Origin of the sequence: Acinetobacter tjernbergiae DSM 14971 = CIP 107465, from assembly GCF_000374425.1 — a bacterium.
In the GTDB taxonomy this organism is placed as follows: domain Bacteria; phylum Pseudomonadota; class Gammaproteobacteria; order Pseudomonadales; family Moraxellaceae; genus Acinetobacter; species Acinetobacter tjernbergiae.
In genome coordinates this window covers 26,760-53,338 of sequence record NZ_KB894354.1, presented here as the reverse complement: position 1 = coordinate 53,338, position 26,579 = coordinate 26,760, and the positions used below count along the sequence as shown (strand labels likewise).

The 26,579-nt window shown below is 38.6% G+C and carries 20 protein-coding genes and 2 pseudogenes; 15 read left to right on the top strand and 7 right to left on the bottom strand.

Features of this window, described 5'->3' with window-relative positions; translation table 11 throughout:
• Positions 1-464: 464 nt before the first annotated feature.
• Positions 465-1,325, top strand: coding sequence for a lytic transglycosylase domain-containing protein (locus C502_RS0101505; protein ID WP_018677094.1), 861 nt, complete (start codon positions 465-467; stop codon positions 1,323-1,325).
• Between the two features lie 211 nt (positions 1,326-1,536).
• Positions 1,537-2,442: a protease HtpX gene (gene htpX, locus C502_RS0101500; RefSeq protein ID WP_018677093.1), complete on the top strand. Its 906-nt coding sequence runs from the start codon at positions 1,537-1,539 to the stop codon at positions 2,440-2,442.
• Between the two features lie 53 nt (positions 2,443-2,495).
• On the opposite strand, the gene C502_RS0101495 is transcribed toward htpX, so the two are convergent.
• The 5 genes and pseudogenes from C502_RS0101495 to C502_RS0101475 all read right to left on the bottom strand — a co-directional run bounded on the left by C502_RS0101495 (position 2,496) and on the right by C502_RS0101475 (position 8,951).
• On the bottom strand, positions 2,496-3,092 hold the full coding sequence (locus C502_RS0101495) for a DUF4112 domain-containing protein (protein WP_018677092.1): 597 nt from the start codon (positions 3,090-3,092) through the stop codon (positions 2,496-2,498).
• Positions 3,093-3,214: 122 nt separating this feature from the next.
• Positions 3,215-3,868: pseudogene (locus C502_RS18715) on the bottom strand (IS3 family transposase); the annotation flags it as partial.
• Between the two features lie 264 nt (positions 3,869-4,132).
• On the bottom strand, positions 4,133-6,364 hold the full coding sequence (locus C502_RS0101485) for an NADP-dependent isocitrate dehydrogenase (protein WP_018677090.1): 2,232 nt from the start codon (positions 6,362-6,364) through the stop codon (positions 4,133-4,135).
• A 543-nt stretch (positions 6,365-6,907) separates the two neighbouring features.
• A complete protein-coding gene (locus C502_RS0101480) occupies positions 6,908-8,284 on the bottom strand; it encodes a heavy metal sensor histidine kinase (RefSeq protein WP_023274501.1) in 1,377 nt (458 codons plus the stop codon).
• Positions 8,268-8,951 carry a heavy metal response regulator transcription factor gene (locus C502_RS0101475; protein ID WP_018677088.1) on the bottom strand — a complete coding sequence of 228 codons (684 nt, stop codon included), beginning with the start codon at positions 8,949-8,951 and terminating at the stop codon, positions 8,268-8,270. The genes C502_RS0101480 and C502_RS0101475 overlap by 17 nt, the downstream gene beginning before the upstream one ends.
• Before the next feature lie 150 nt (positions 8,952-9,101).
• On the opposite strand from C502_RS0101475, the gene C502_RS0101470 reads away from it, so the two are divergent.
• Complete coding sequence (locus C502_RS0101470) at positions 9,102-9,794, top strand: outer membrane protein (RefSeq protein WP_018677087.1); 693 nt, start codon at positions 9,102-9,104, stop codon at positions 9,792-9,794.
• A 132-nt stretch (positions 9,795-9,926) separates the two neighbouring features.
• Complete coding sequence (uraH, locus tag C502_RS0101465; protein WP_018677086.1) at positions 9,927-10,328, top strand: hydroxyisourate hydrolase; 402 nt, start codon at positions 9,927-9,929, stop codon at positions 10,326-10,328.
• A 241-nt stretch (positions 10,329-10,569) separates the two neighbouring features.
• Here uraH and C502_RS0101460 read toward each other — a convergent pair whose 3' ends face one another.
• Positions 10,570-12,273 (bottom strand): M61 family metallopeptidase, encoded by a 1,704-nt coding sequence (locus tag C502_RS0101460; RefSeq protein WP_018677085.1) that lies wholly within the window; start codon positions 12,271-12,273, stop codon positions 10,570-10,572.
• Between the two features lie 171 nt (positions 12,274-12,444).
• Between C502_RS0101460 and C502_RS0101455 the strand changes: the two genes are divergently transcribed.
• The 9 genes and pseudogenes from C502_RS0101455 to C502_RS0101415 all read left to right on the top strand — a co-directional run bounded on the left by C502_RS0101455 (position 12,445) and on the right by C502_RS0101415 (position 23,115).
• Positions 12,445-13,764 carry a D-alanyl-D-alanine carboxypeptidase PBP6B gene (locus C502_RS0101455; RefSeq protein WP_023274502.1) on the top strand — a complete coding sequence of 440 codons (1,320 nt, stop codon included), beginning with the start codon at positions 12,445-12,447 and terminating at the stop codon, positions 13,762-13,764.
• Positions 13,765-13,857: 93 nt separating this feature from the next.
• A complete protein-coding gene (locus C502_RS0101450) occupies positions 13,858-15,144 on the top strand; it encodes an NAD(P)/FAD-dependent oxidoreductase (RefSeq protein ID WP_018677083.1) in 1,287 nt (428 codons plus the stop codon).
• A 122-nt stretch (positions 15,145-15,266) separates the two neighbouring features.
• Positions 15,267-15,749 (top strand): FKBP-type peptidyl-prolyl cis-trans isomerase, encoded by a 483-nt coding sequence (locus tag C502_RS0101445; RefSeq protein WP_018677082.1) that lies wholly within the window; start codon positions 15,267-15,269, stop codon positions 15,747-15,749.
• 121 nt (positions 15,750-15,870) lie between these two features.
• Complete coding sequence (locus C502_RS0101440) at positions 15,871-17,313, top strand: cryptochrome/photolyase family protein (RefSeq protein ID WP_018677081.1); 1,443 nt, start codon at positions 15,871-15,873, stop codon at positions 17,311-17,313.
• A 180-nt stretch (positions 17,314-17,493) separates the two neighbouring features.
• Positions 17,494-18,243: a hypothetical protein gene (locus tag C502_RS0101435; protein WP_018677080.1), complete on the top strand. Its 750-nt coding sequence runs from the start codon at positions 17,494-17,496 to the stop codon at positions 18,241-18,243.
• On the top strand, positions 18,244-19,149 hold the full coding sequence (locus C502_RS0101430; protein WP_018677079.1) for a hypothetical protein: 906 nt from the start codon (positions 18,244-18,246) through the stop codon (positions 19,147-19,149). It abuts the gene before it with no gap.
• Positions 19,136-20,386 (top strand): glycosyltransferase family 2 protein, encoded by a 1,251-nt coding sequence (locus C502_RS0101425; protein ID WP_018677078.1) that lies wholly within the window; start codon positions 19,136-19,138, stop codon positions 20,384-20,386. Before C502_RS0101430 ends, C502_RS0101425 begins: the two co-directional genes overlap by 14 nt.
• Positions 20,387-22,235, top strand: a pseudogene (locus C502_RS18000) (hypothetical protein).
• The gene (locus tag C502_RS0101415; RefSeq protein ID WP_018677077.1) at positions 22,213-23,115 is read left to right on the top strand and encodes an alpha-amylase family protein; all 903 of its coding nucleotides are present in this window, start codon (positions 22,213-22,215) and stop codon (positions 23,113-23,115) included. Before C502_RS18000 ends, C502_RS0101415 begins: the two are co-directional and overlap by 23 nt.
• A gap of 98 nt (positions 23,116-23,213) precedes the next feature.
• Here C502_RS0101415 and C502_RS0101410 read toward each other — a convergent pair whose 3' ends face one another.
• Positions 23,214-24,428, bottom strand: a complete 1,215-nt coding sequence (locus tag C502_RS0101410) for a tetratricopeptide repeat protein (RefSeq protein WP_023274505.1) — start codon at positions 24,426-24,428, stop codon at positions 23,214-23,216.
• Between the two features lie 231 nt (positions 24,429-24,659).
• Between C502_RS0101410 and C502_RS0101405 the strand changes: the two genes are divergently transcribed.
• Together C502_RS0101405 and C502_RS0101400 are read left to right on the top strand one after the other, a co-directional pair.
• Positions 24,660-25,361, top strand: coding sequence for a VIT1/CCC1 transporter family protein (locus C502_RS0101405; RefSeq protein ID WP_018677075.1), 702 nt, complete (start codon positions 24,660-24,662; stop codon positions 25,359-25,361).
• Between the two features lie 118 nt (positions 25,362-25,479).
• The gene (locus C502_RS0101400) at positions 25,480-26,523 is read left to right on the top strand and encodes an NAD(P)H-dependent flavin oxidoreductase (RefSeq protein WP_018677074.1); all 1,044 of its coding nucleotides are present in this window, start codon (positions 25,480-25,482) and stop codon (positions 26,521-26,523) included.
• Positions 26,524-26,579 lie beyond the last annotated feature (56 nt).

Here is a 26,579-nt window from a genome sequence, read left to right as displayed (position 1 = left end):
CCGCGAGATTTTATCCCATTCCGAAAAGATGCGCACCTAAAGAATTTTTCAATTTCGTCCAATCGTCATATTTCAGTTTCATACTGGTAAAATTGTGACCAAATTATGTCAAAACTGTCTGGATTGCTTATATTTCAAACTTTTCCACAGTTTTCCACAAAAGCTGTGGATAAAATTGTGGATTTCTTCGCTATTGACAAACTTTTTTTAGCTGAGAATAAGGCTTACAATCAAATTGATCATTTTTTAACCACTATTTTTAATAAAATAAAATCAATAACTTATGTAAGTCAAGACTTCTATTTTAAAAAAAATATTTTAATTTTTTTTGCTGAACATTCGCACAAATAGACTTGATTTTTGTCAGACAGTGAAAATAAAAAAATTGTAGCCAAAGTTCTTTTTCCACTTTTTTTTGTTACACTGCTGTGAAGAACTTATGCTCATCTTTTGTGAATATTATAATGATGGACAAAACAAAATATATTTTTGCCCTTTGCTTGGGGACAATCGGTTTTCTAAATTGTACAGTATCAAGTTATGCTGGACAGACGATTTATCAATTTAAAGATAATAATGGCACAACTTTGCTGACCAATAAAAAGAAAGCAGAATACAGCCATCTAAAAGTTGTAAAAGCAACCTATTATCCTGACAGTAATATTCATAGTTATAGTAATTGGGGTTCAAGTGAAGCCTCTGTTCTGCCAAGTTATAGCCGTAATAAAAATGCCTTTGACCAACTGATCCGCCAAGCGGCTCAACAACATGGCATTTCTGAAGGTTTAATTAAAGCCGTTATGCATACCGAATCAGGCTTTAATATTAACGCACGCTCACCTGTAGGCGCTCAGGGCTTAATGCAACTCATGCCTGCAACTGCACGTCGTTTTAACGTCAGTAATGCCTATGACCCTCAACAAAATATTTTGGGTGGGGCGAGATATTTAAGTTGGTTATTAAAACGTTTTAATGGTAATACCCAACTTGCAGTAGCTGCATACAATGCAGGTGAAGGCAATGTTGATAAATATGGTGGTGTTCCACCATTTCGAGAAACACAAGATTATGTGCGTCGTGTGACAAGCCGTTATCAAAATCTTTATTCATCGAGCTTAGGTTCTACATCCAATTCGAATGCAGCAAATACTCAAGTAATTGCTCAATCTGCAAGTTACACATCATCTAATGCTGAACCTGTCGCCGCCCCGAAACAATATAATCGCCAAATTATCACCTTAGCAGATGGTACATTCACAGATGCACCAGGCACATATACCACTACAAATGCAACTGCTTCTGCACGCATTCGAGTAGGTGATTAACTATTTAGATCACTGATTCTCATCACATGATTTTTCTTACTTTTTTATAAAAATTACGCTCATATCTCTATTGAAAGCTGATAGATCGTTTTATTAGCTTAATGTATCTATATCTATTTTTTTCTTGAATTTTTGAGGTTCGCCCTGCATATTATTGTTGTGATTTAATTTATAAATCAGATCAATATTTATTTACAAGAGGGTTTTCTCAATGATGCGGATTGGTTTGTTCTTGCTAACCAACCTCGCGGTACTGGTTGTAGCTGGCATTATTTTGTCACTCTTCGGTGTCGGTAGTTACCATGGCGCGGGTGGCTTGAACCTAGGCAACCTATTAGTGATCTGTTTTGTCTTCGGTATGGTAGGTTCTTTTATTTCCCTATTTATGTCGAAGTGGATGGCTAAAAAAACCACTGGAACTGAATTAATTGACCCAAGTGCACCACGTAGTCAAGCTGAAGCTTGGTTACTACAAGAAGTGGCTCAATTATCTCAACGTGCAGGTATTAATATGCCTGAAGTTGGTATTTTCCCTTCTTACCAATCGAATGCATTTGCAACAGGTTGGAATAAAAACGATGCTCTAGTTGCTGTATCAACTGGTCTATTAGAGCGTATGAACAAAGATGAACTGCGTGCCGTACTCGCACACGAAATTGGTCACGTTGCAAATGGTGACATGGTGACGCTTGCGCTAATTCAAGGTGTAGTCAATGCCTTTGTCATGTTCTTTGCACGTATTGCAGGTGATTTCATCGACCGTAATGTATTTGGTCGTGAAGATGGTGAAGCGCCTGGACTTGCTTATTTTGCCATTACGATGGTACTCGATATCGTATTTGGTATTATGGCATCTGCGATCGTGATGTGGTTCTCTCGTCAACGTGAATATCGTGCAGATGAAGCTGGCGCACGTTTAGCAGGTAAACAAGCCATGATTTCTGCGTTACTTCGTTTACAAGCAGAATCAGAATTGCCAGATCAAATGCCGAAAGAAATGAAAGCATTTGCGATTGCGGAAGGTAAGGAACAGGGTTTTAGCTTAGCGGCTTTATTCCAAACCCACCCAACCATTGAACAACGTGTTGCTGCATTACAGCAATTGAATGTTCAGTAATCTACATCAGATAAAAAATAAAGCCTCCATTATGGGGGCTTTATTTTTGAGGATCAATTAAGGGTCTGGAAAGATTGATACAATTGCCAGAGATAGCCAAAGCCAGCCCATAGCAATACAGCCAGTAAAATAAGTACAGCAATACCGAGTAAATCTGGAATACGTAGCCACACCCAACTCACCACAGGATTACGCCAAAAGGCTGAAGTTTTCTGCTTTTGTTCCAGTGATTCATGTAAGAAAGGATGTACCACATGAATATCACTGTACACCTGATATTCCTCACGAATATGCTCATGCACAATCTCTAAAGTCTTGCGACTTGGACGAATAAACACATCAAATAACGTTCCAACAACAGGGATAAAACCCATCAGCATGTCCATAATCGCTAGTTTGAGTACACCTTTCAGTTTATGTTGTGGCACACCGACTTCTCTTGCTTTTTTAAAGGCATACAACGTCAGAATAAACCCTGCAACATCCCCAGCAAATGGAATTGTACTTAATGCAGCATCAGCACCAACGCCCTGCTTGGTAAATGGAATTCGAACCAAGCTATCCATGGTATTGGCGAATTTTGCCAAATCACGCTCTACAGCAATCGCTTGCTGCTTGCTTAGTTTTTTCTGCCCTGTTTGATCTGTCATTTCTAACTCAAAATGATGGTTATCCTTGAGAATAAAGTATTTTTTTTATTTTGTCGGTAAAATTATTATTTCATAATAATTTTAGGAGCTTAAGAATGATCCTAACCAATTAAGTACAACTAACCTTCTTTAGTTCGAACATAGGTAATATCGGTTGCCCAAATTTTATTTGACTTAGTGACTGTAAACTGACGATCTAACAAATTTTGTGCTGTAGGCAAGCGATGATTTGAATCAGTCGTATGCTTATGTTTACGTGCAATCTTGCTGCGTAAACCAAGCTTTTGCAACATTCTTCCACCTGTACGACTCATACAGTAACCTAAATCATGCACCACTGAAGGCGCGCCTAAGCGAGCATGATGCTGCCAATATACAGCTTTTAAATTAGTATATTTCCAATTGACGTAAATCTGTCGCTTTCGCCAAGCATAGTATCCAGAAGTACTAACACCTAGATATTTACAAGCAGAAGAAACCGTAATTTCAGTCACAGTGAGCTCTTGAATTACCGTGTACTTTTCTTGGTATGATCTGTCAGGAAGTACACATGCGCCTTTTTTAAGATGTCATTTGCTTCCCTGAGTTGTTTGACCTCTTTTTCTAAATCTAGAATCTTGCGCAATATATTGCTTATGTTCTGATGAAAGTTGGCGTTTACTTGAATCCGCTGGATTGGCTTCACGAATCCATTTATCTAGTGTTGAATAGCCCACACCTAATTTCAGGGCGATTACTGTTACGGATTCATGTGAATTAGAAAGTGCGTAATCTATTGCTTATTGTTTAATTTCCATACTAAAGCGTTAGCCATTATGACATCTCCAAAGTTAACGTTACGTTATCTTTAGAGGGAAGAACTGTCCATTTTTTGGCTAGGATTATTACTACTAGACAGGGATTTACACTTATAAAATTTCAGATTCTTCTAGCTATAACTACCACTTAAGTATGTTTTATATATCATTTCAAACAAAAAAGTCGATGCCTAAGCACCGACTTTTCTATATTACCAACTCAAAAATGAGCAATAATTTATTTTAAACAGCAGCAAGAATTGTATTGAATGTCGTACTTGGACGCATGACTGCATTTACTTTATCTGCATCAACGGCGTAGTAACCACCAATATCAACCGCTTTACCTTGCACTTCTGCAAGCTCAGCAGCAATCTTTTGCTCGTTTTCAGCCAATTCTTTAGCCAGTGGTGCAAACTTCGCTTTCAACTCAACATCTTCATCTTGCGCAGCAAGTGCTTCAGCCCAATACAGTGCTAGATAGAAATGGCTACCACGGTTGTCAAGCTCGCCTGTACGACGTGATGGAGACTTGTCATTATCGAGTAATGTACCCGTTGCTTGATCAAGCGTCTTCGCCAACAACTTCGCACGAGCATTGTCTTCTTTAATTCCCATGTCTTCTAAAGAAACTGCAAGTGCAAGGAATTCACCCAGCGAGTCCCAACGCAAGTGGTTTTCTTCAACCAATTGTTGAACATGCTTCGGTGCTGAACCGCCTGCACCAGTCTCATACATACCACCGCCCGCCATTAACGGAACGATTGATAGCATTTTCGCAGAAGTACCCAATTCCATAATCGGGAACAAGTCAGTGAGATAGTCACGTAAAATGTTACCCGTTACAGAAATCGTATCTAAACCACGTGCTACACGTTCAAGTGTATAACGCATCGCACGGACTTGAGACATGATTTGAATATCAAGACCTGAAGTATCATGATCTTTTAAGTATTTTTGTACTTTCTTGATCAATTCATTTTCATGTGGACGATAAGAATCAAGCCAGAAGATTGCAGGCATACCAGAGTTACGCGCACGAGCAACAGTAAGTTTTACCCAATCACGAATCGGAGCATCTTTCACCTGACACATACGCCAGATATCGCCCTCTTCAACGTTTTGAGACATCAACACTTCACCAGTCTCTAGATCAGTGATGTTGGCAATACCTGCTTCTGGGATCTCAAAAGTCTTGTCATGCGAACCGTATTCTTCAGCTTTTTGCGCCATCAAGCCGACATTGGGTACTGTACCCATCGTCTTCGGATCGAAATTACCATTCCACTTACAGAAATTGATCATTTCCTGATAAATACGTGCGAATGTTGATTCAGGCATTACAGCTTTACAGTCATACTGCTTACCATCTGCACCCCACATTTTACCGCCACCACGAATCATTGCAGGCATAGATGCATCAACGATCACGTCATTAGGTGAATGGAAGTTAGTGATACCTTTAGCTGAATCTACCATTGCAAGTGCAGGACGATGTTCCTGACACGCATGTAAGTCTTCAATGATTTCTTCACGTAACGAGGTCGGAAGAGTTTCTATTTTCTCATAGAGACCTGCCATACCGTTATTGACGTTAATACCTAACTCATCAAATAACTTACCGTGTTTTTCAAATGCTTCTTTATAGTAAATCTTGACACAGTGACCAAAAACGATTGGATGTGAAACTTTCATCATCGTTGCTTTTACATGCAATGAGAACAAAATGCCTGCTTCACGACAATCTTCAAGCTGCTTTTCATAAAACTCACAAAGTGCTTGTTTGCTCATAAACATTGAATCAATGATTTCAGCATCTTGCAACGCAACTTTTTGCTTAAGAATGATGCTATTACCATTTTTAGTAATCAACTCCATTTTTACATTACGTGCGCGATCAAGTGTCATCGACTTTTCGCCATGATAGAAGTCACCTTCTTCCATATGCGAAACGTGAGTTTGCGACCACTGTTTCCACTCACTCATTGAATGTGGATGCTTTCTAGCGTAGTTCTTAACTGCGGCAGGAGCGCGGCGATCAGAGTTACCTTCACGTAATACAGGATTTACAGCTGAACCCAAGCACTTGCCATAGCGAGTTTTGATCGCTGTTTCTTCTTCAGTTGTTGGGTTTTCTGGATAATCAGGAATTGCATAGCCCTTCGCTTGAAGCTCTTTAATGCATGACATTAACTGAGCAACTGAAGCACTAATATTTGGAAGTTTGATAATATTGGTATCTGGATCTTGTGTGAGACGACCTAGCTCCGCAAGGTTGTTCGTCACTTTCTGCTCATCACTTAGATATTCCGTGAATTCAGCGAGCACGCGTACAGCCACTGAGATGTCACTTTTCACAATCTCAATGCCAGCAGGCTTAGTAAAGGTCTCAATGATCGGCAGCAGTGAGTAGGTCGCTAAAAGCGGTGCCTCGTCAGTCAGTGTGTAAATGATTGTTGACTTTCCACCAGCCATTATATTGCCCCTTGTGTTAGATTAAGTTTCTAGGGGCTAAAAAAGGCTTCGCCCCCTGCAAACCAGTTTGCTTAAATTAGCGTGAGAGTATCAGTCCTGATCGCATCTCAGTCAACGCAATATCCAGTGATAACGACATTTCGCTACGAAATAGTAGGGGCAAGTTCAAGTGTTCACCCCTGCGAACCAGTTTGCTCAATTAAAACTAGAGATTATCAGTATTCATGCTGCTCTCGTCAACGCAATATACTGTATAATGACATTTCGTTAAGAAATACCCAAAATACGTATTGTTTATCAGAGTGAAATATTGCTTTGTGTAATTTCATCTGCTCAATAAGCGTGCTGTTACCGATATCAAAAAGTAGTCAAAATTGCACTTTTCATCAGATGAACTCGAAAATAAATTGTTACTCGTTTCATAACAAAAATAAGCTCAGCTATGAGAGTCGGTGTATGAAGCCTATGGTATTTCACCTTACGAGTCATAACGCTCATTGAGATAGAGAATATTTTTAGATGGCACTAGGCATCGCGAAAATCTCAACAGACCCTAGGTAGAATCAGTTTAAATGCCACACCTTCTGTTTGATTTTCAACTTCGACTGAACCACCATGCAATTGCATAATTGATTTTACAATCGCCAGACCCAAGCCACCTGTTTGAGTCCTTTTGTGCCGACTTTCATCGACTTGATAAAAGCGGTCAAATAAATGTGATAGATGTTTTTCATCAATAAATACGTTATGTGTAACAATTCTGATCATACAATCAGCATCATTCTGTTTTACCTCCAATGTAATTTCACCTCCTTCTTTTCCATGTAAAACAGCATTACTCATTAAATTTGCAATTGCTCGCTGTATCCATATTTCATTTGCAACGATATTAAAATCATCCATGACATGGATCACTAATGACATTTCCCTTTCATCAATTAGACAATCAAAATAATCCGTAATATTTTTAATGAGTTGTTTTAGATTCACGGATTTTTTGTCTAATCCATATTCACGATGTTCTGAACGTGCAATAAAAAGCATACTTTCAATCAGTTTAGTCAGACGTTCATACTCTTCTAAATGCGAATACAATAAATTCTCTAATTCATCTGTTGTTCGAGCATGGGATAACATAATCTGTGTCTGCCCCATCAGGTTATTGAGTGGAGTTCTCAACTCATGTGCAATGTCTTCTGAAAACTGGGCTAGTTTTTGATAATCGTCCTGAATTTTATCGAGCATTTGATTCATCGCATGGCTGAGTTGTTGCACCTCAAGATTGGTGGACTCTACCTCAATGCGATGATTTAATTTTTTTACATTGATTTTACTGGTCTCTGCAATCAAAATACGCATGGAACGAAACAAATAATGCCCCACCATAAAACCTAACAAACTAGATAACACGATACCTAAGCCACTATAAAATGCGACTTTCCAAAAATATTGACTGAGTATCTGATTCGCCCCATACCACTGCTGCCCTGCAATCAATTGATAATCTTGATTGCCAAACTGAATCGATTTGAAAGCAAAACGTGTTGTTGGATGATGGGTTGTATTATTGCAGTATTGAATTTGCGGAGAATAATTCAACCTAGGAATTTTAATATTTAAAGGATTAAGCCGAATCAAGTCTTTGTTTGATTCTTTGACAATAAAAATACTGTCTTCATGCCCCACCATATTTTCATAAAGTTTTGGATATTTTCCTAATATATGAATGGTATGAGCATCGGTCAAAAAGACCTCCATCCGCTTGATACGAGCAGTTAATGCTTTGTCCTGTTGGGTATAAACCATTTCACGAAAGCTTTGATAAGACAAACCGCCAATACTGATAAAAACAACACAAGAAATCAGACTAAAAGCAATACTTAAACGTGAAGCTAAGGACAGTCTATTCATGATTTTCATTGTGTAAATCGACCTTATAGCCCATACCTCTAACGGTATAAATCAGCTTGGGAGAAAAATGATCATCAATCTTGGCTCTTAATCGGCGTATAGCGACATCTACCACATTGGTGTCCGTCTCAAAGTTGATATTCCAAACCATTGAGGCAATTTGTGTCCGTGTCAGCACTTCACCCCGATGCTGAATTAATAATTGCAGTAACACAAACTCTTTGGCCGTTAAATCAATTTTACTGTCTGCACGATATACTTCTCGACTGAATCGGTTCAAACTCAAATTCGCAATCTGATAAATTTCTTTTTCAACACTTGGCACACGGCGCAATAAGCTCTTGATTCGTGCCAATAACTCGACATAAGAAAAGGGTTTAATGAGGTAATCATCAGCCCCTAACTCCAAACCCTTGACTCGATCGAGTACATGGTCTTTTGCCGTGAGCATTAACACAGGCATTTTTGAAAAGGTTCGTAACGTCTGCAAAACATGCCAACCATCCAATTTCGGTAACATGACATCTAAAATCAGTAAGTCAAATGCTTCAGCTTGCAAACGTGACAATCCATCTATGCCATCTTTCGCAATGGCACAGGTATATCCAGATTCTTGTAATCCCTTCGCTAAAAACTGCGCAATTTTGGATTCATCTTCAACAATTAAAATATGCATAGCACATGTTAACCTTGTTTAGTCACCTGAAAAATTACAAATCGGTAATCTAATTGTCATCATCCCAAGATTCATTTCTTCCTACCATGTATTGAGGAAATTAAGATTTTTATCACCAAGTATTCCTCTACTGATTTGGGAAAATTGAGTATGGACAAAATATTTATTCGCTTCGCATTTTCATCTTTTTTACTGACAACTGTATCCGTAAGCTATGCTCAGGAAACGAATCATGCGGGGTATTATGTCTCGGCAAAAGTTGCTGCGGTTAAACTCAAAGCGGACAATATGGAAACTAGTTTACGTCCAGGTATTGGTCAATTTGTTGCAGGCGATGAAAAGAAAAACTTAACCAATGCATCACTTGGTTTTGGTTATGATTTTGGTAATGGCTGGCGCACTGAAGGTGAATACACCTTCAAAAATGATGCGGAATTTACCAGTGGTTCAAGCAATTTTCCGACCAGTTTTAATCATCACAAAGTAGATACTCAGCGTTTGATGCTAAATGCTTACCGTGATTTTGAAGTTCTCAACAATGTAGCGATATATGGCAATCTTGGCTTAGGTGTTGCTCATATCGAATCTTCAGGTTGGCAAGGCAACATATCTCGTCAATATCTTGCCAATACCGATACTCAGCTAGTGTATAGCTTAGGTGCAGGTGCAAGCTACAAAGCTATTCCAAACTTAAATCTTGATTTAGGTTATCGCTATGTCGATTTGGGCAAGGCTGAGAGTGGTTTAAATAACTTTGCCAATGCTCGTGGACTACAAGATGAACAGATGAAAGCACATCTATATTCAAGCGAGTTTTATTTAGGTGCAAGATATTCATTCTAACAAGCATAACCAAGGCACTGATCGACAGTGCCTTTTTAATATTCGGCAAGTGAATCTTTACAGATGTATTTTCAGTATCTGGTCACAATGTGCCTTCTACTGTTTATCTAAACGCTCATTTGGAGTTAGTACATGTATAAATTTTTAACCGCAGTCACACTATTTTATTCAAGTGCAGTTTTGGCAGCCAATGCTAATCCGCTCAGTGTTCATGTACTTAACTTGGAGAATGGTTTGCCCGCTGCCAATGTGAGTGTGGCTTTAGCAGTGCAACAAAAAGATAAATGGGTAGAAATCAATCAAGCCAAAACAGATCACAACGGACGAATTACTGCGCTCGCCCCAACTCAACAAAAATTAGTCACAGGGATTTATAAAGTGACCTTTAAAACAGGCGAATGGTTTCAACAGAACCAACAAAGTTCATTTTTCCCAGAAGTTCCTGTCATTTTTGAAGTCGATGGAACTGTTCCTCATTATCATATTCCTTTACTGCTCAGCCCGTATGGTTATTCCACCTACCGAGGCAATTGACAAAAAAAGACGCTCAGAATGAGTAATGCTGATCAGTTAAGTATAATTTCATTATTACTGATTAATAAATCTCCCCTAACCCCTCTTTGAAAAAGAGGGGAACACCACTGAATTCAACACTGTATTGAATTTCGAAATACTCAATCCTTTGAAAAGGTGAGAAGCATCGCTTCGCAAGGGGAAGATTAAAAATGCTTAACTGATTGACATTAGCTCAGAATTAGCGTCTTTTTCTAAGCACCTAGCAGCTCAGCCAACGGTCAACTTTATGCTGATCTTCAACTTTTAACTCAACTGTCGTTAATGCGTTTTCACCCACTTGCAATTCGAATTGCAAAAACTCATCACGGCGGAATGCATAAACTGTAAATGAACCTTGTTGTTTCGCATACTTCGCTAAAAGTTTCTCCGATGCTTTTACGCCATCAATTGCAATAATCACATCATTTGCGGATAAACCAGCCTGTGCAGCAGCACTATCACGACGAACATGTTGTAAGACAACACCTTCGGTTTTATCCGTGACTTTTAACCCAAACGGCAAAGCCTTATCATTTTTAAGCGTATAGCTCAGACCAAATTCTGGGAATAATTGATCTAAAGGCAATTCATCGGTGGTATTGATCAAATGATTGATTTGCTCTAGCCAATTATCACCCGTCAGTTCATTACACAATTCAAAAATCGTGCGTTCATTGACTTGAATTCCCTTTTGAGTATTTTCGTATAAACAACGCATTAAGGCATCTAAGTTCGAACCACGTAAGCGTAAACCCAAATCTAAGCAAAGTGCGACTAAACTGCCCTTGTTATAGTAACTTGTGCCTGCATTATTCGAGTTTTCATCCTGACGATAGAATTTAATCCATGCATCAAAACTCGATTCTGAAACAGACTGAATACAACGCCCTGGGTTTTGCAAATAACGATCAATTTGCGCTTTGAGTAGCTCTAGATATGATTTCTGAGAAATCACGCCACTACGCAACAAAATCAAGTCATCATAATAAGAGGTGAAACCTTCAAAAATCCAAAGCAAAGAGGTATAACTTTCTTTGTTTAAGTCATAATTGGCGAAGTTTTCAGGACGAATAAACTTCACTAACCATGAATGAAAATATTCATGACTACACAGACCTAAGAACCGTTGATAATCTTTAGAAGGTTCTTCTGCTTCATCTGCTTTCGGCAAATCATCACGTGGTGTAATCAAACTAGTACTATTACAATGCTCTAGCCCACCATAACTATTGCCCGTTGCCATCGTCATAAAGGTATAGTTTTGGAATGGTGCTGAACCGAACATGTCAATTTCAGTCTGACAAATCTTTGCAATATCAGCTTGTAAACGCGTCAAATTCGTTGTGTGTTTACCTGAGATGACAAATTCATGTGGAATACCATTCGCTTCAAAGCTAAAACGGCTTTGCTCTGCCAATTCAAATGGACTATCAATCAATTGATCGTAGTTCTCAGCTTTTAGAGTAAAACGTCCTTTGACTAAACTTTTTGAGCTTAAGCCCGTCACGATTTGGAAATGCTTTAACTCATCAGGTAAAAATAATTCAACTTCACACGGCGAGTGTTCTTGATCTTGTAAGCCTAAGCAAACACAAGCTGGATTGACATATAAACGAGTTTGATCGACATACGCACCACGTACTGACAAATCATAAGCATAGACATCATATTCAACTGTAATCAGTTCATGGTCATTATTGAATAAGCGCCAGCGATTTTTTTCTGTTTTTTTAATGCTGAGCAACCGCCCTGCTTCATCTGATGCTTTTACCGATTCAATATGTTTTGAAAACTCTCGAATCAAATAACTGCCAGGAATCCATGTCGGTAACCAAAGCTCTTGGTTTGGATTGGCAAGAAAACGAAGCGTGACATGAATAAGATGTTGGCGATAATCGTCAAACTCAATTTGATAGTGCAACATAGTTTTAGATCATAAAAATAGGAACGGTTTCACACAGCTTAGCATTTTTTTACAAAGTCATGCGCAGATGTCTTAATTGTTGGCAAAAGTTGCTGGATTCTGCAACAAAAAAGTCATAGCATACTTTTTTTCGCTTTTCGTGCCATTGGATCGGCTGCACAAGGTGTTCTCGTGAAATTTTTCCTCTCTCTCTTTACATTGTTTAGTCTGTTATGTGCCAACCTTACACATGCCAATTTACTCAATATCGCCCCTGAAACAGTTGAAGCACAAGCTTGGTCTATTGTAGATGCTCAATCTGGGCAAATCATTGCTGAGCATAATAGTCATGCTCAACGTGCGCCCGCCTCATTAACCAAGATGATGGTGGCTTATATTGCTTTAAAAGAAATTGAAGCAGGTAAATTACGTAAAGAAGAAGTACTCACTGCAACACCTGTCGTAACTACAGTGATGTGGGATGAATCTCAGATGTATTTAAAGGCTGGCGAACAAATTTCGGTTGATCAGCTTTTGGCTGGTTTAATTGTGATGTCTGCCAATGATGCGGCAGTTACGCTTGCTGAAAAAATTTCGGGTAGCGTTCCACAATTCGTAGCACGTATGAACAAAGAAGCACAAGCTTTAGGGATGAAAGATACCCATTTTAGTAATCCTGCTGGCATTACCATGACAGACCATTACTCTACGGCGGCTGATATTAGTCTATTAGCAAAAGCGATTGTGAAACAAACGCCTGAATATTTACATTATTCAAAAATGCCAAGCTTTAGCTATAACCAACGCTTCCATCGTGCAACCAATCTTGCATTGAAAATGGATCCAACAGCAGATGGTTTAAAAACAGGTTATACCAAGGCAGCAGGTTATAACTTAGCATTAACAGCAGAACGCCCGACACAGAATCCAGATGCCGATAAACGTCGTCTAATTGTTGTGGTACTTGGTACACCTAGCGCAGTCAAGCGTGCCGAAGTCGCCCATAAATTAATGAATTTAGCCTATACCTATACCCGTGATGAAGAAGTCATCCCGAAACAAAGGCTGATTGCTGAGCTTCCAGTCATTAAATCAACCTTGAAAATATTTAAAGTCGAAACACAACAACCAGCCATCGTAACGACATCTTTATATGATCAAGCAACGCCGATTGATTTAAATAGTTTTGATTTACTCACACAGCGCATTCATATGATTGATACAAATCAGCAAGTTAAAATCATTGAACCGATTCAAACGACCAATACCCACGTCAATATCAAACTCAATGAACAACATTTGACAGCACCATTAACCCAAGTTATGAACTTGGCAACCGTAACGGTTTATCAAAATAACCAACTTATCCGTAGCTTACAGATTGAAAATAATGTGCAAATTGAAGAAGCCAATATTTTTCAAAAAATTATGACTTGGTTGACTGGTCTATTTTCATTTTTTTCAACCAATGATGTCAAAGCCGCTAAGCTTTACCCGTTAAATCAAGGCTAAAAGACCAACTGTTTTTATCAAGATTAACCATACAATCTGGAAAAAAGGATGGCATAATCCAACCATCCTTTCACAAAAATAATTAGGTTAATCATGAGCAAAACCTTACATCATATCGTGATTGTGGGCGGTGGCGCAGGTGGTTTAGAGCTTGCGACACAACTCGGCGAACGTTTTGGCAGGAAAAATAAAGCCAAAATTACGCTCGTTGACCAAAACCTCACACATATATGGAAACCACTGCTTCACGAAATCGCCGCTGGCTCTCTCAATCCTCACGAAGAACAGACCAATTATTTTGCTCACGCAGAAAAACATGATTTTGAGTTCATCCTCGGAACCTTAATTGAGGTAGATAAAGACCAAAAGCAAATTACCATTTCCCCTCCTCAACTCTCTAAAGAACATATCCCTGTTATACAAAATTTAAGTTATGACACACTCATCCTCGCTGTTGGTTCTGTATCAAATGACTTCGGTACTGAGGGTGTACGTGAACATTGCCATTTCTTAGATAGCCGCAAACAAGCGGACATTTTCCAACAAGATTTGTTTCACCTTTATATTGAAGCGCAGAACCAAGCAACTGAGCGTGCCTTAAATATTGGTATTGTCGGTGCGGGTGCGACAGGTGTTGAATTAGCGGCTGAATTGATTGAAACCACCAAGAACTTTTATCGTTATGGGTTAAAGAAAATTAATCCGAAACAAGTTAAAATTACCTTGATCGAAGCCTCAGATCGTATCTTGCCTGCACTCAATGAAAAAACGGCGGCACATAGTGCGAAACAATTACAAAAAATGGGCATCGACATTCTGACGCAACATAAAGTGCAAAAAGTCGATGAATCAAATGTCTATTTTAGCAATGGTCATGTCTTGCATTCGGACATTACTGTATGGGCAGCAGGCGTCAAAGCACCTAAAGTACTCGAATCATTCACAGATTTTAAACGCGATAAAATTAATCGTTTGATGGTCTATGCCACACTACAAACTTATTCAGATCCAAATGTGTTTGCCTTTGGGGATTGTGCAAACTGTCAACTTGATGCACGTCAGCCACCGCTCGGCCCACGTGCCCAAGTTGCCAGTCAGCAAGCAACCTTCTTAGTCGATGCCATGGCAGCACGTTTATCAGGCACTCAACAACCTATGTTTAGTTTCAGTGACAAAGGTTCTTTGGTTTCTTTAAGCCGTAATCAAGCCGTTGGAGAATTACTCGGTGATGTGAGTGTGCAGGGCTTTATTGCCAAAACCATGTATGTTTCTTTGTATCGACTACATCAAGCCAATATTCATGGTTATACCCAAGCAGGGATGCTCACCATGAAAGATTTCCTCACACGTCGCGTTCGCCCAAAAATTAAACTTTATTGAGTTGAAATTTTCAATTTCGTTCCTATTTATAACGAAATAGTTTCAAAAAGTGGAAAATAGTCAACAAAACCTATTTTTCACTTTATGATATACACCTAAATTGATTGAATGGATCAAACAACATGACTGCTATTGCACTTAACCACGTGGTTTTATTCCACTACACTTTAACAAACGCTGAGGGTGAAACACTTGATCAATCTCAAGGTGAACCACTTGCATATTTGCACGGTGCAGGCAACATCATTCCTGGTTTAGAAAATGCGCTTACTGGCAAAACTGTTGGCGAAAAATTCACAGTAAATGTTCCAGCTGCTGAAGGTTATGGCGAATACAACCCAGACCTCGTACAAGAAGTTCCAGCTCAAATGTTCCAAGGTGTAGATAACATCCAACCTGGTATGCAATTCCAAGCTCAAACTGATGATGGCGTACAAATCGTAACCGTTAAAGCAGTTGAAGGCGACAACATTGTTGTTGATGCAAACTTCCCACTTGCTGGTCAAGATTTAACATTTGAAGTTGAAATCGTTGAAATCCGTGATGCTTCTCAAGAAGAATTAGATCATGGTCATGTTCACGGTGCAGGTGGTCACCACCACTAATTCATTTTTTGAATTAGATAAGAAAAAGCAAAGCTTCGGCTTTGCTTTTTCTTCACATGGACATCAGTAAAATAAGAAAGTTACTTCGCTTCGTGCTAATCAATTGAGTGGTTCTTATCTTATGTCTAACGTTTATCAACTGATTTGGTTTCGCCAAGATTTAAGAATCCATGATCATGCAGCATTATGGCAAGCGACTCAGGCAGGTTCATGTATTGCAATCGTTGTCTTATCACCTGAGCAATGGCAACAACATAATGATGCTCCGATTAAAATCGAATTTTATCTACGCCAACTACAAGAATTAAAACAACAACTGGATACACTGAATATCCCATTAATCGTTCAAACCATTCCATTATGGAAAGATATTGCCACATTCTTTTTAGATTTAATCCAATTCATCAATTTCCAACATATCTATGCCAATATTGAGGTCGGTATTCATGAACTTAAACGTGATGCCGATGTACAAAAACAGCTAAATCGTCATCAAAAAGAGCTTGTACTTTTTCATGATCGGACATTGTTTCCAATTGCCTCGATACGCAATCAATCCAATTCACCCTATCAAGTTTTTGGTGCATTTAAGAAAACCTGCTACCAACGCTTACAGCATGGCTTGCCTCAATGCTATCCAACTCCTGAAATTCAACAGCCGATTAAATTAGATTTATCATCTTTAACACAGACAAATCTGCATCAACTCCAACTCGAATATGCTGAAAAAACCAAGCAAACAAAGATGCCCGTTTGGAAAGTTGGTGAATTACATGCGCTTCATTTATTAGACCATTTCGTCAATGAGCATCTAAACGACTATAAAGTATCTCGGGATATTCCTTCGATATCAGGTACTAGCCAACTTTCTGCCTATTTAAATATTGGCATACTCTCAATTCGCCAATGTATTCAAGCCTTGTTTCGACAACAGCATGGTGACTTTATTATTCAATCTGAAGGTCAACAAACTTGGCTCGATGAACTTCTATGGCGTGAATTCTACCAACATATTTTATTTGATTTTCCTCAAGTTTCTAAACATTTACCGTTCAAGGCTGCAACCCAACGGATTGATTGGCGTGATGACCCAGTCAGTTTGGAAAAATGGCAACAAGGTCAGACAGGGATTCCTATTGTAGACGCAGGTATGCGTCAACTGCTCGCAACGGGTTGGATGCATAATCGAGTTCGTATGATCTGTGCCATGTTTCTAACGAAAAATCTATTGATTGATTGGCGTAAAGGCGAACAATGGTTTATGCAGCATTTGATTGATGGTGACTTAGCTGCCAATAATGGAGGCTGGCAATGGTGTGCTTCTACTGGCACAGATGCTGTTCCCTACTTTCGCGTGTTTAACCCTGTCAGCCAATCACAAAAATTTGATCCAAACGGTGATTATATTCGTCGATGGGTACCAGAACTTGCTCATTTAGATGCTAAAACAGTTCATGAGCCTTATGCAAAAGATTTAACTCGAAATTTAAATTATCCCAAACCAATTGTTGATTTAAAAATGAGTAGAGTACGTGCTATAGAAGCTTTTCAATCATATCTGTAGCATCATGTCACCCAATTGATCTGCTGAGTTATCATTTTTTAAGCGTAAAAATAAACAATTCATACTGTATGTTACTGTTTATAAAATCATTTCACCAAATCAATAACAATAAAACAATCAAACGCACAGTAATATGGTGCTAAGTTAATTAGAAAAGATTTTTATTAAAATAAAATTGCTATGCAAAAAAATCCAGCACCCGCCCTCGTCTTATGGATTATCGCAGCTCAAATCTTTATGGGTATTGTTGCTTATGAGTGGCTGCCTGCCAGTTATCGAGGAAGTTGGATTTTTTTAATTATTTTACTCATCTCAGGTGGATTTCTAAATGTAGGATCAGCATTAGTTGTTGGTCTAGTAGCATTTATCAGTATGGCCGTTTATTTTTCACTTGACTTAGCCAATCAGACCTACATCGAAAGACAACTATTACTGTTATTCGTCATTCCTATGGCTCCGATATTTTTAAGTGCAATACGCCATAATATCCAAAATGCCTTAAAAAGTTTCCGTGCCATTCAAAGTTATGATCGTAATTATCAACATGATATTTTACCTCTCACCGCATTAGCACACTTTCAAGCTGAACTGAAAAAGTTATTACAACTCACACAAAAAGATCATTATAAAGTGATTACTACTCATATTAGCAATACGGTTCTGATTCGAGAAATGCTAGGTGAAGATGTTTGGAAAGAAACACAGAACAAAATTATAGAAATTTTATCCATTGAACGTGACAGTGTGATTTACCATTTTATTAATGAAGAGCTCAGCGAAATCAAAAGTATTGTTATCCATGAACCAGAAAAAAATGAAGATCAGCTTTATCCCTTATGCATTCAACAACTCCAAGAACTTAATGTATTAAAACTTAATATTAAACAACATGTTGAATATCTATCTCCAACAACACTGGAGATAAATTAAATGTCTGTTATTTTGAATATTTGTGGGATGCTGATTGCGACCTCTCATTTTCCTGACGCAACGTTACAGGAATTTTACCAACAGTATTACCATTGCCAAATTAAGCGTAGTAGTACAGATGCATCAACACATGTTCAATCTGCATCGGCAGTCACTCAATTATTTCCTCAAACTTCAACTTGGTGGCCCATTTTTACAGTAGACCAATTACAATCAGAGAGTTTTAAAAACTTGATTGAGCATGGTGTTAAACCTGGCATTATCCTGCCGAATGAATATTTTAGTGTCCTGAACTATTATAAAATTAAAAAAGCAGTTAATGAGGGCGCTATTCCTGTTGCTGTTTACCAAATGCAACATTCAAAATATTTCGCCGCAAAAGCAACCTTTTCAACAGCAATCGGACTGCGCCCCCTTGCTGCGATTATTCAAACAGGTTGGGATGAAAATATCATTGCCCAACCTGCTGGAAGTTACTTGATTCAATCTGAAAATTCAGATGAGTTAAATATTCCTGCTCGTGTTATTCAGCACCATCAACATTATTTTTACCAAGCAACGTCCGATATATCACAAAACACTGGGTATCAGATTATTGTCAATCCCCCCATAGAACTATCACTCAATAATATCCAATACCCTCATTTTGGAATCTCTTGGACACTCAATAATACTGACTATCGAAGCACACCTGACCAGATAGAAACCAATCTATTTGGTTATTTAATGATTGCCATAAGTACAGTAATTATCCCTCTAGATTACATTTTTTCAACACGTTACCCAAGTTTACTGAGTACTTTCGGTAGCTCAATTTCATGGATTTCGCTCTTACTTGGATGCACCTTATTACTGATTCTAATTATTTCTATTATCCGTAGGAGAAGAATAAATGCCCGCAATTGATGTTCTTTTCTTATTTGGTTTTTTAGGTATTTGGATTCCTCAAGCATTTTGGGCATGGTTAAGTTTTCAAGCATGGAAATATTCAAAAAATGCAGCCCGAGAATTGGAAAATCTACCGATACCTGAACACTGGCCTCTTTTAAGTGTTTTAATTCCGGCCTATAACGAAGGTGTTGTGATCGAAGAGACCTTACATGCGATTGCACAACAGGATTACCCCACACATGCGTATGAAGTTTTACTGATTAATGATGGTTCGAAAGACAATACCTTAGAAATTGCAGAACGAATGGCGGCAATCTATCCATGCATTAAAATTGTCAATGTCCCTAAAGGTATGGGGGGGAAAGGTAAATCTCGAACCTTAAATAATGGTTTACCCCATGCACAAGGTGAACTAATTGTTGTTTATGATGCAGATAGTACCCCTGAACCAGATTGTGTGAGATTGCTTGCTCAAACCTTATTGGCAGACAAAAAACTTGTTGCGGTCAACGGTAAAGTTCGCACCCGTAACTGGCGTGACAGCATGCTGACCCGTTTTATTGCCATTGAATTTATTTTTTTCCAGTGGATTTTCCAAGGTGGTCGTTGGCAACGCTTTGAGCTATCAACACTCATGGGTACCAACTATGTGATTTGGCGAGATGCACTTGAAACACTAGGCGGCTTCGATGAAAAATCCTTAGTGGATGACACTGAAATGAGCTTTAGAATTTTTCTTGGGCAAAAGCGTATTAAGTGGGTTCCCTATGCCGTTGGTTGGCAACAAGATCCTCCATCTCTCAGTATCTTTATCAAACAGCGCTCTCGTTGGACACAAGGAAACTTTTATGTCACCAGTAAATATTTACCAGTTGCCTTAAGAAAACCCTTTCCGATTGGTGTTGAAATTTTTAATAACATCATGTGTTACATATTATTTGTCCCAGCACTAATTTGGAGCCATATCACGCTGACTTTAGGTGTATTAGGTATTGCTGGGATTACGCTTCCAGGCCCATTTACCTTACTTTGGGGCTTATCATTTTGTTTATATGTCGCACAAATGTGGTTTACCTTGTCTTTGGAAAGAGCGAAACCTCAACTATATTTCTTTTCAGTTCTATCCTACGTAACCTATTCCCAAATATTTTTATTTATTGTTTTCAAAGCTGCCTATGACATGCTGAAAAATAAAATACAAGGGAATTCATTACAGTGGTACAAAACTGAACGTCGCAAAGAGAGAAAATAAATGAAAATTAAACGATTTACTCACCCTAGTTTAAAACTTATTCTCACAAGTGCCATACTCTCTTTGCCTGTATTTGCATTAGCTGACACTTGGAATACGTGGACATTTGATAATATCAATACATCAAACAAATATACGATCGAGCCCCATTTCTTTTATGTCGGTAAAGGTTCTGAGTGGCAAAGTATTCGTTTTACCAGTGAATACTCCACCGAACACTTTACAACATTATTAGTCAAATACGATGATAAACTTATTTATAACACCACGCTGAATGGCTCTGGTGAACTAGACTTCAACATTCCTGCGAGTCAAAGTGGATTCCATCGACTCGACTTTATTATACAACAATATTCACCACCTACCTCTCCAGCAGCAGATCGAACTACTTTCTGTAGTGAGGATGTCGATCAGGTCACTTATCTCAGTAATTCGCAAATTGATTATTTAAGACACCGACCTATCTATAAGTTAAAAGATCTACCCGATGCACTTTTTAATCCACAGATTGTTCGACCAACACCATTTGTTGGCGTGGTAAAATTCAATCAAGCCAATATGAATGAAGCATCCATGTTAGGACGCTTAATAAGTGCTTGGAGCTCGGTCACTCCGATTCGATGGTATGAGCAAAATGCCCCTGTAGACCAAGCAGCAAACTTTTTTATCGAAATTAGTAAATCTGCGACAGCATTGCCGAATGGAACATTAGTACAAATTAGTGCAGAAAATGAAATCCCAACACTGCGTATTCAATATGATCAACCTGAAAAACTCGTATCAGCAATCAATGGCTTATTAAATGTAGACTACTTACAGCAACTTGATACATCAGCTACCTTTCTACCCAATAAACTGGCTACACCGACTTGGGCACAACTCAAAGAGATTAAAACACTTGCTGATCTTGGTATTAGTGATTTCCGTCTTAATCAAGCAGAAAAAAACTTATTTTTATCATTTCCTGCAGTTTGGCAACCGACTGATATCCTACAAGGTCAAATTGCCCTTCGCGTACAAAGTGGGTTGCTAGAAGGATCAAATATCACAACTTGGATTGATGGTGGACTAGCAGGTAGTCTTAAAACAGCAAACTTAGATTCAGATCCTGTAAACCGACAATTTAATTATTTTGCTAAAACAATTTCTGACAATACAAACTTTAGCATGAAGCTAGAGAACTCGGTGATTGTAAATGCTCAATGCTTACCTACAGCCAAAGGTTCTTTATGGATTGATACTAAAAAATCCACTGTTAAACTTCCACATAAACTCAAAAATGGTGTTGCAGCACTTTCTATGAGTTTTGCGACGCACCCCACGATTGCAATTGATAGCAATTCGGGTAGTTTAGAAATGGCAATTGCAATTAGTCAAACTGCAAAAAAAAATGTTAATGACGAATAATCCAATTCCCCTCAACCTTGTTAAAGTGGATACAGCCAAGCCCGAAGTATTGAATATTCAAGTTAATCCAAATATCTATCGTCAACAAGTCCTCATGCATCCAGATATTATTTATGCACCTGCAGCAGCACGTGGCTTTCTTATTAACTTTCATGATCAACGTTTCGATATTATTTCAGATTCTATTGAGGGGGCACAAAATTTCACCAAACTGTGGGATAAGATTCAATCCAATATTCCAAATAATGCAAGCAAAATCTTAGTCGCAGAAAATGGACAAATTTTTATTTTACAGAAAATCATTGTCGGTAATCAAAAAGCACCTTTAGTGCAGCAATCCTCTTTCTTTATCCTGATCGTGGCTATCTCTGCTATGATGATCTTAGCAATCTTGCTTTGGTTTTGGCGAAAACGACTGAATGATCAAAAAAAGGCTGAATAAATTAACAGCAATTCTAATCAGTTTAACTATAGCGACTTTATTGCTCGTCGGCGGCTGTGTACACCGTATTGAAACAGATTTTCACGCCCCTCAAATTGAAGGAATGTTTTGGCAGCCAGATTTAGCAACGACTGTCCCTCAAGGAAACTGGGACTTGTTAGGAGTAACGACTTTCGTTCCTCAATGGTCAGTCGTTGAATCTAAATCTTGGTTTGATCATGATATAAACTTTCCCAAATGGGAAAAAAATATAAATCTTAAACAACTTAATCAAGAACCGTGGGCAAAAAATATTATTCTAGGTTTAGCGGGTGAATATAATGAAAAAATTGCTCGATCTAATGTCTTAACACTTGCCGATCACTCCAAACAAATTATTGAAAAAACGAAATCTATTCCCTTAAAAGGCTATTACTTACCGATTGAAGCCGACCCGACATGGTTATGTGTAGACGATCTGGCTAAAGCCATTCGTACATTACCTAAACCAATCTGGGTCAGTATTTACAGTGCAGATCAAACACCAAAACACTTAGACGCATGGTTAAAAAGTTGGTTACCACCTCAAACTGGCGTATTTTTTCAAGATGGTGTCGGTGTCGGTACTCGATCACCTCAAGAGGCACGAGCGACATTAGATGAGCTACAAAAAGAATTTGGCAAAGAAAATGTGATTATTGTTTTAGAAGCTTTTAGACCTGTTAAAGAAGGCAAATTTCGTTCTGCCTACCCTTGGGAATTGATTGAACAACTCAAAGCATACGAAGGGCAAAAAGTTTATATATTTGACGGCCCACATTATATGAACCGTGTCACCGTTTATGCCGTCGCTTTATGGTATCAACTCAAATACGGCTCACCTTTGAAAAGCAGTGCATAAATGAAAACATGCATCTTGTTAAACCAATAAAATAACAGGGGCTAATTTAATCAACTCAGGTCGAGTTCCAAACACAATCGATATTCATTTTTTCATTCTTAGAAATCCTTATAAAACACCAGTTCTGTACGCGTGTTGTTATAATTCTCAGTCCCATCAGACAAAGCATTTTTAAAATAATCACCATACAGACGTTCGACCCTTAATTTTACAGGGACGTAATTGAATGGTTGCCAAGCCACACCAACACCATATTCAAATAAGTTATTGTAATTTTCACCTTTAGAATCAGCTAAAGTATGTAGTTTGCCATATGCTTGGACTGTACCTGCTTCGCCACGATAGACATTTAAACCAGAACGTAATCTGAGATCGGCAATCACGTTATAGTCTTCACGTGAGTAGCTCGCAACATTGCCATATAGATCAGTAAAATAATCATTCCACACTGTACGCTGTTCGATGCTTGGGTTGGCATACCATTCTTGATAGCCTGTCACACCACCAACAACACTCTCACGGAACTTATCACGATTACGATCAATCAAATCATAACTACCACCAACTTCTAAGTATGCGCGAATCGGTAGGGATTGCCACGGCTGATAATTTGCCCCGACACCGACTGTAACCGCATTCTCATCAATAATTTCTGGGCGCACGCCACCTTTTGATTTTGTGTCACGATTCAGATTTAAAAAACCATAAACTTGCGCTCGTCCACCCTCTAAATTTTTACCATAGCGCATTTTTACTGGAAAAATGAAATCGTCATAACGAGACTCATAAGATGGCGCAAAATAAATATCTTTAAAGGTTGATTTAACAGTTGAACCACTTAGATTTTGCACAGCTTGCTGTGCCTTAGTGGCAATTTCAGCATCAGATGAAGTACTTAAATTTTTAAATATCACCAATGCTTCAGTATTTCTATTTTGTTGATTGAGCAGATAAGCTTCTTGTAATTTTAACTGTTGATCTTGGGGTGCAAGTAGCTCAGCTTTACGAACATTTTTGATCGCCTCATTTGGCTTATTCAAACGAATTTGCAGATAAGTCAAACTCTTCCAAACCTTAATATCTTGTGGTGTAAGTTGCCCAAGCTCCACCAGAATCTTTTCAGCTTCTTCAGGCTGATCTTGTTCAATTTTATAAAATTTATCCCAACGATCATAAATTGGGTGACCAGGCTTATATGCCACATCGCCTTCTTTTACAAAATCGAGTTCCGCACTGACCGCATGCTGTAGAGGCAACATAACACCAAGAATAACGAGTGTATGCATCAACAGCTTATTTTTCGAATTATTCATCGCAGATCTCAGCTCAAAAATACCAATAAGATTGGCGTATACAAAACCCATTTCATTCAAATTAAAAGTGTTCAACTATTCACATATAATAACTAAATCACTATGGTGCTATCGTTAAAATAAGTTACTTTATAAGTAAGTTAAGTTGATGAATCGTCATAAAATTCTGATAAGAATGATTCTTCCATTTATCCCGATGATTGCTTTTATTTTCATAAGAAGAGATCAATTATGTCTTTGTCACATCACGCAGAACTCCATGTCATACAACGCTCAGGATGGCTTCGTGCAGCAGTGCTTGGCGCAAATGATGGCATCATTTCCGTCACGAGTTTAATTATGGGGATGGCGGCAAGTGGTGCGAGTTCACAAACATTGTTAGTCACCTGTATTGCAGGGCTCATCTCTGGTGCAACTTCGATGGCAGCTGGGGAATATATTTCAGTTAAATCTCAAGAAGATATTGAAAAGTCAGACTTAAAATTTGAAGCAAGAGAACTTGAAAAAAACCCACATGCAGAACTAAAAGAACTGACAGAAATTTATATTGCGAGAGGTTTAAACCCTGAATTGGCACATGAAGTTGCCATGCAACTCACTGAACATGATGCACTCGGGGCACATGCCCGTGATGAAATTGGTATCCATGAAAATACGGCGGCGAATCCTGTTCAAGCTGCACTCTCTTCCGCAGCGTCTTTTTCCTGTGGTGCTGTACTTCCCATGCTTGCCATCTTACTCAGCCCAAGCGCTTGGGTGGCACGTTCAGTTTTAATTACAGGTATCGTATCATTGGCATTACTTGGTGCATTATCCAGTTACTTTGCCCGAACCTCGATGCTCAAAGGCAGTTTACGGATTACGTTATGGGGTATTCTTGCAATGGCATTTTCAAGTTGGGTCGGCTCGCTCTTCCACGTGGCAGCCATTTAAGATCACTCATTTTCACTTTAAAAATCACATCTGTATTCAATAATTAAATAGTGGTTATTGTTTGCAAGGCTTTTTGTTTTTACGTTAAGGTGATTAAAAATCTAAAGAGTATATAAGCATGTCAATTTTAGAATTATTAGAAATAAAACATCCTATTTTCCTTGCTCCAATGGCTGGAGTCTCAACACCAGAACTGGCTGCCGAGGTTTCAAATCAAGGTGCTTTAGGTTCTTTGGGACTTGGGGCAAATTCAGCAGAGGCAGCGAAACAACAAATTATTAAAACTCAAGAACTGACTGACCACCCTTTTCAAGTAAACTTTTTCTGCCATCAATCAGAACAACTCGATCCTGAAATCACCCAACAATGGATTGACTATATTCGTCCACAGTTTGAAAAATTTGGAGCAGCGCCTCCAACTCAACTGAATTGTATTTATCCGAGCTTTTTAGATAATGATGATTTCCTCAATATAGTACTTGAAACATGTCCAAAAGCCGTGAGTTTCCATTTTGGAATTCCTCATCCACATCAAATTCAAGCCTTAAAACAAGCTGGAATTATCACTATGGTTTCTGCAACCAATCTCATTGAGGCTCAGGCAATCGAAGCTGCTGGCATTGATATTATTATTGCTCAAGGCATTGAAGCTGGAGGACACCGAGGTATTTTCAATCAAACTTTTGATGCAGCCATTAAAACCAGTGATCTTGTGCAACTGATCTCAACACATTGCAAATTACCTATCGTGGCAGCAGGCGGTATTATGAATGGTGATCAAGCCAAATCGATGTTGAAACAAGGTGCTACTGCCGTGCAATTAGGTACAGCATTTGTACAATGCAAAAGTTCGAGTGCCCATGCAGCCTATCGAAAAGCTTTATTTAGTCAAACGATTACTCAAATCAGTGCCAGTTTATCGGGTCGTCCTGCTCGTGGTCTAGTTGGAACTTGGCATACCCAAATTGATTTGCCAAACCGACCTAAAACACCCGCATATCCTTATACGTATGACTTAGCTAAACAACTGATGAGTATTGCAAATACCCACCAAGATTTTAGTTATGGCGCATTTTGGGCAGGTAGTAATGTGGCGCAAATTAGAGAATTAGAAGCGGCTGATTTAGTCAATCAGTTGGTCTTAGAAATCAAAACCAACTGATGATGAGCGCAAGAAAAAACCGATATTAAGGTTAATGCCAATCAGTGAAGCATTTT

What these genes read in the sequence shown, in the direction of transcription:
- C502_RS0101505 (WP_018677094.1), top strand. Translation starts at nt 465, where the DNA reads ATGATGGACAAAACAAAATATATTTTTGCCCTTTGCTTGGGGACAATC.
- htpX (WP_018677093.1), top strand. Translation starts at nt 1,537, where the DNA reads ATGATGCGGATTGGTTTGTTCTTGCTAACCAACCTCGCGGTACTGGTT.
- C502_RS0101495 (WP_018677092.1), bottom strand. Translation starts at nt 3,092, where the DNA reads ATGACAGATCAAACAGGGCAGAAAAAACTAAGCAAGCAGCAAGCGATT.
- C502_RS0101485 (WP_018677090.1), bottom strand. Translation starts at nt 6,364, where the DNA reads ATGGCTGGTGGAAAGTCAACAATCATTTACACACTGACTGACGAGGCA.
- C502_RS0101480 (WP_023274501.1), bottom strand. Translation starts at nt 8,284, where the DNA reads ATGAAAATCATGAATAGACTGTCCTTAGCTTCACGTTTAAGTATTGCT.
- C502_RS0101475 (WP_018677088.1), bottom strand. Translation starts at nt 8,951, where the DNA reads ATGCATATTTTAATTGTTGAAGATGAATCCAAAATTGCGCAGTTTTTA.
- C502_RS0101470 (WP_018677087.1), top strand. Translation starts at nt 9,102, where the DNA reads ATGGACAAAATATTTATTCGCTTCGCATTTTCATCTTTTTTACTGACA.
- uraH (WP_018677086.1), top strand. Translation starts at nt 9,927, where the DNA reads ATGTATAAATTTTTAACCGCAGTCACACTATTTTATTCAAGTGCAGTT.
- C502_RS0101460 (WP_018677085.1), bottom strand. Translation starts at nt 12,273, where the DNA reads ATGTTGCACTATCAAATTGAGTTTGACGATTATCGCCAACATCTTATT.
- C502_RS0101450 (WP_018677083.1), top strand. Translation starts at nt 13,858, where the DNA reads ATGAGCAAAACCTTACATCATATCGTGATTGTGGGCGGTGGCGCAGGT.
- C502_RS0101445 (WP_018677082.1), top strand. Translation starts at nt 15,267, where the DNA reads ATGACTGCTATTGCACTTAACCACGTGGTTTTATTCCACTACACTTTA.
- C502_RS0101440 (WP_018677081.1), top strand. Translation starts at nt 15,871, where the DNA reads ATGTCTAACGTTTATCAACTGATTTGGTTTCGCCAAGATTTAAGAATC.
- C502_RS0101435 (WP_018677080.1), top strand. Translation starts at nt 17,494, where the DNA reads ATGCAAAAAAATCCAGCACCCGCCCTCGTCTTATGGATTATCGCAGCT.
- C502_RS0101430 (WP_018677079.1), top strand. Translation starts at nt 18,244, where the DNA reads ATGTCTGTTATTTTGAATATTTGTGGGATGCTGATTGCGACCTCTCAT.
- C502_RS0101425 (WP_018677078.1), top strand. Translation starts at nt 19,136, where the DNA reads ATGCCCGCAATTGATGTTCTTTTCTTATTTGGTTTTTTAGGTATTTGG.
- C502_RS0101415 (WP_018677077.1), top strand. Translation starts at nt 22,213, where the DNA reads ATGATCAAAAAAAGGCTGAATAAATTAACAGCAATTCTAATCAGTTTA.
- C502_RS0101410 (WP_023274505.1), bottom strand. Translation starts at nt 24,428, where the DNA reads ATGAATAATTCGAAAAATAAGCTGTTGATGCATACACTCGTTATTCTT.
- C502_RS0101405 (WP_018677075.1), top strand. Translation starts at nt 24,660, where the DNA reads ATGTCTTTGTCACATCACGCAGAACTCCATGTCATACAACGCTCAGGA.
- C502_RS0101400 (WP_018677074.1), top strand. Translation starts at nt 25,480, where the DNA reads ATGTCAATTTTAGAATTATTAGAAATAAAACATCCTATTTTCCTTGCT.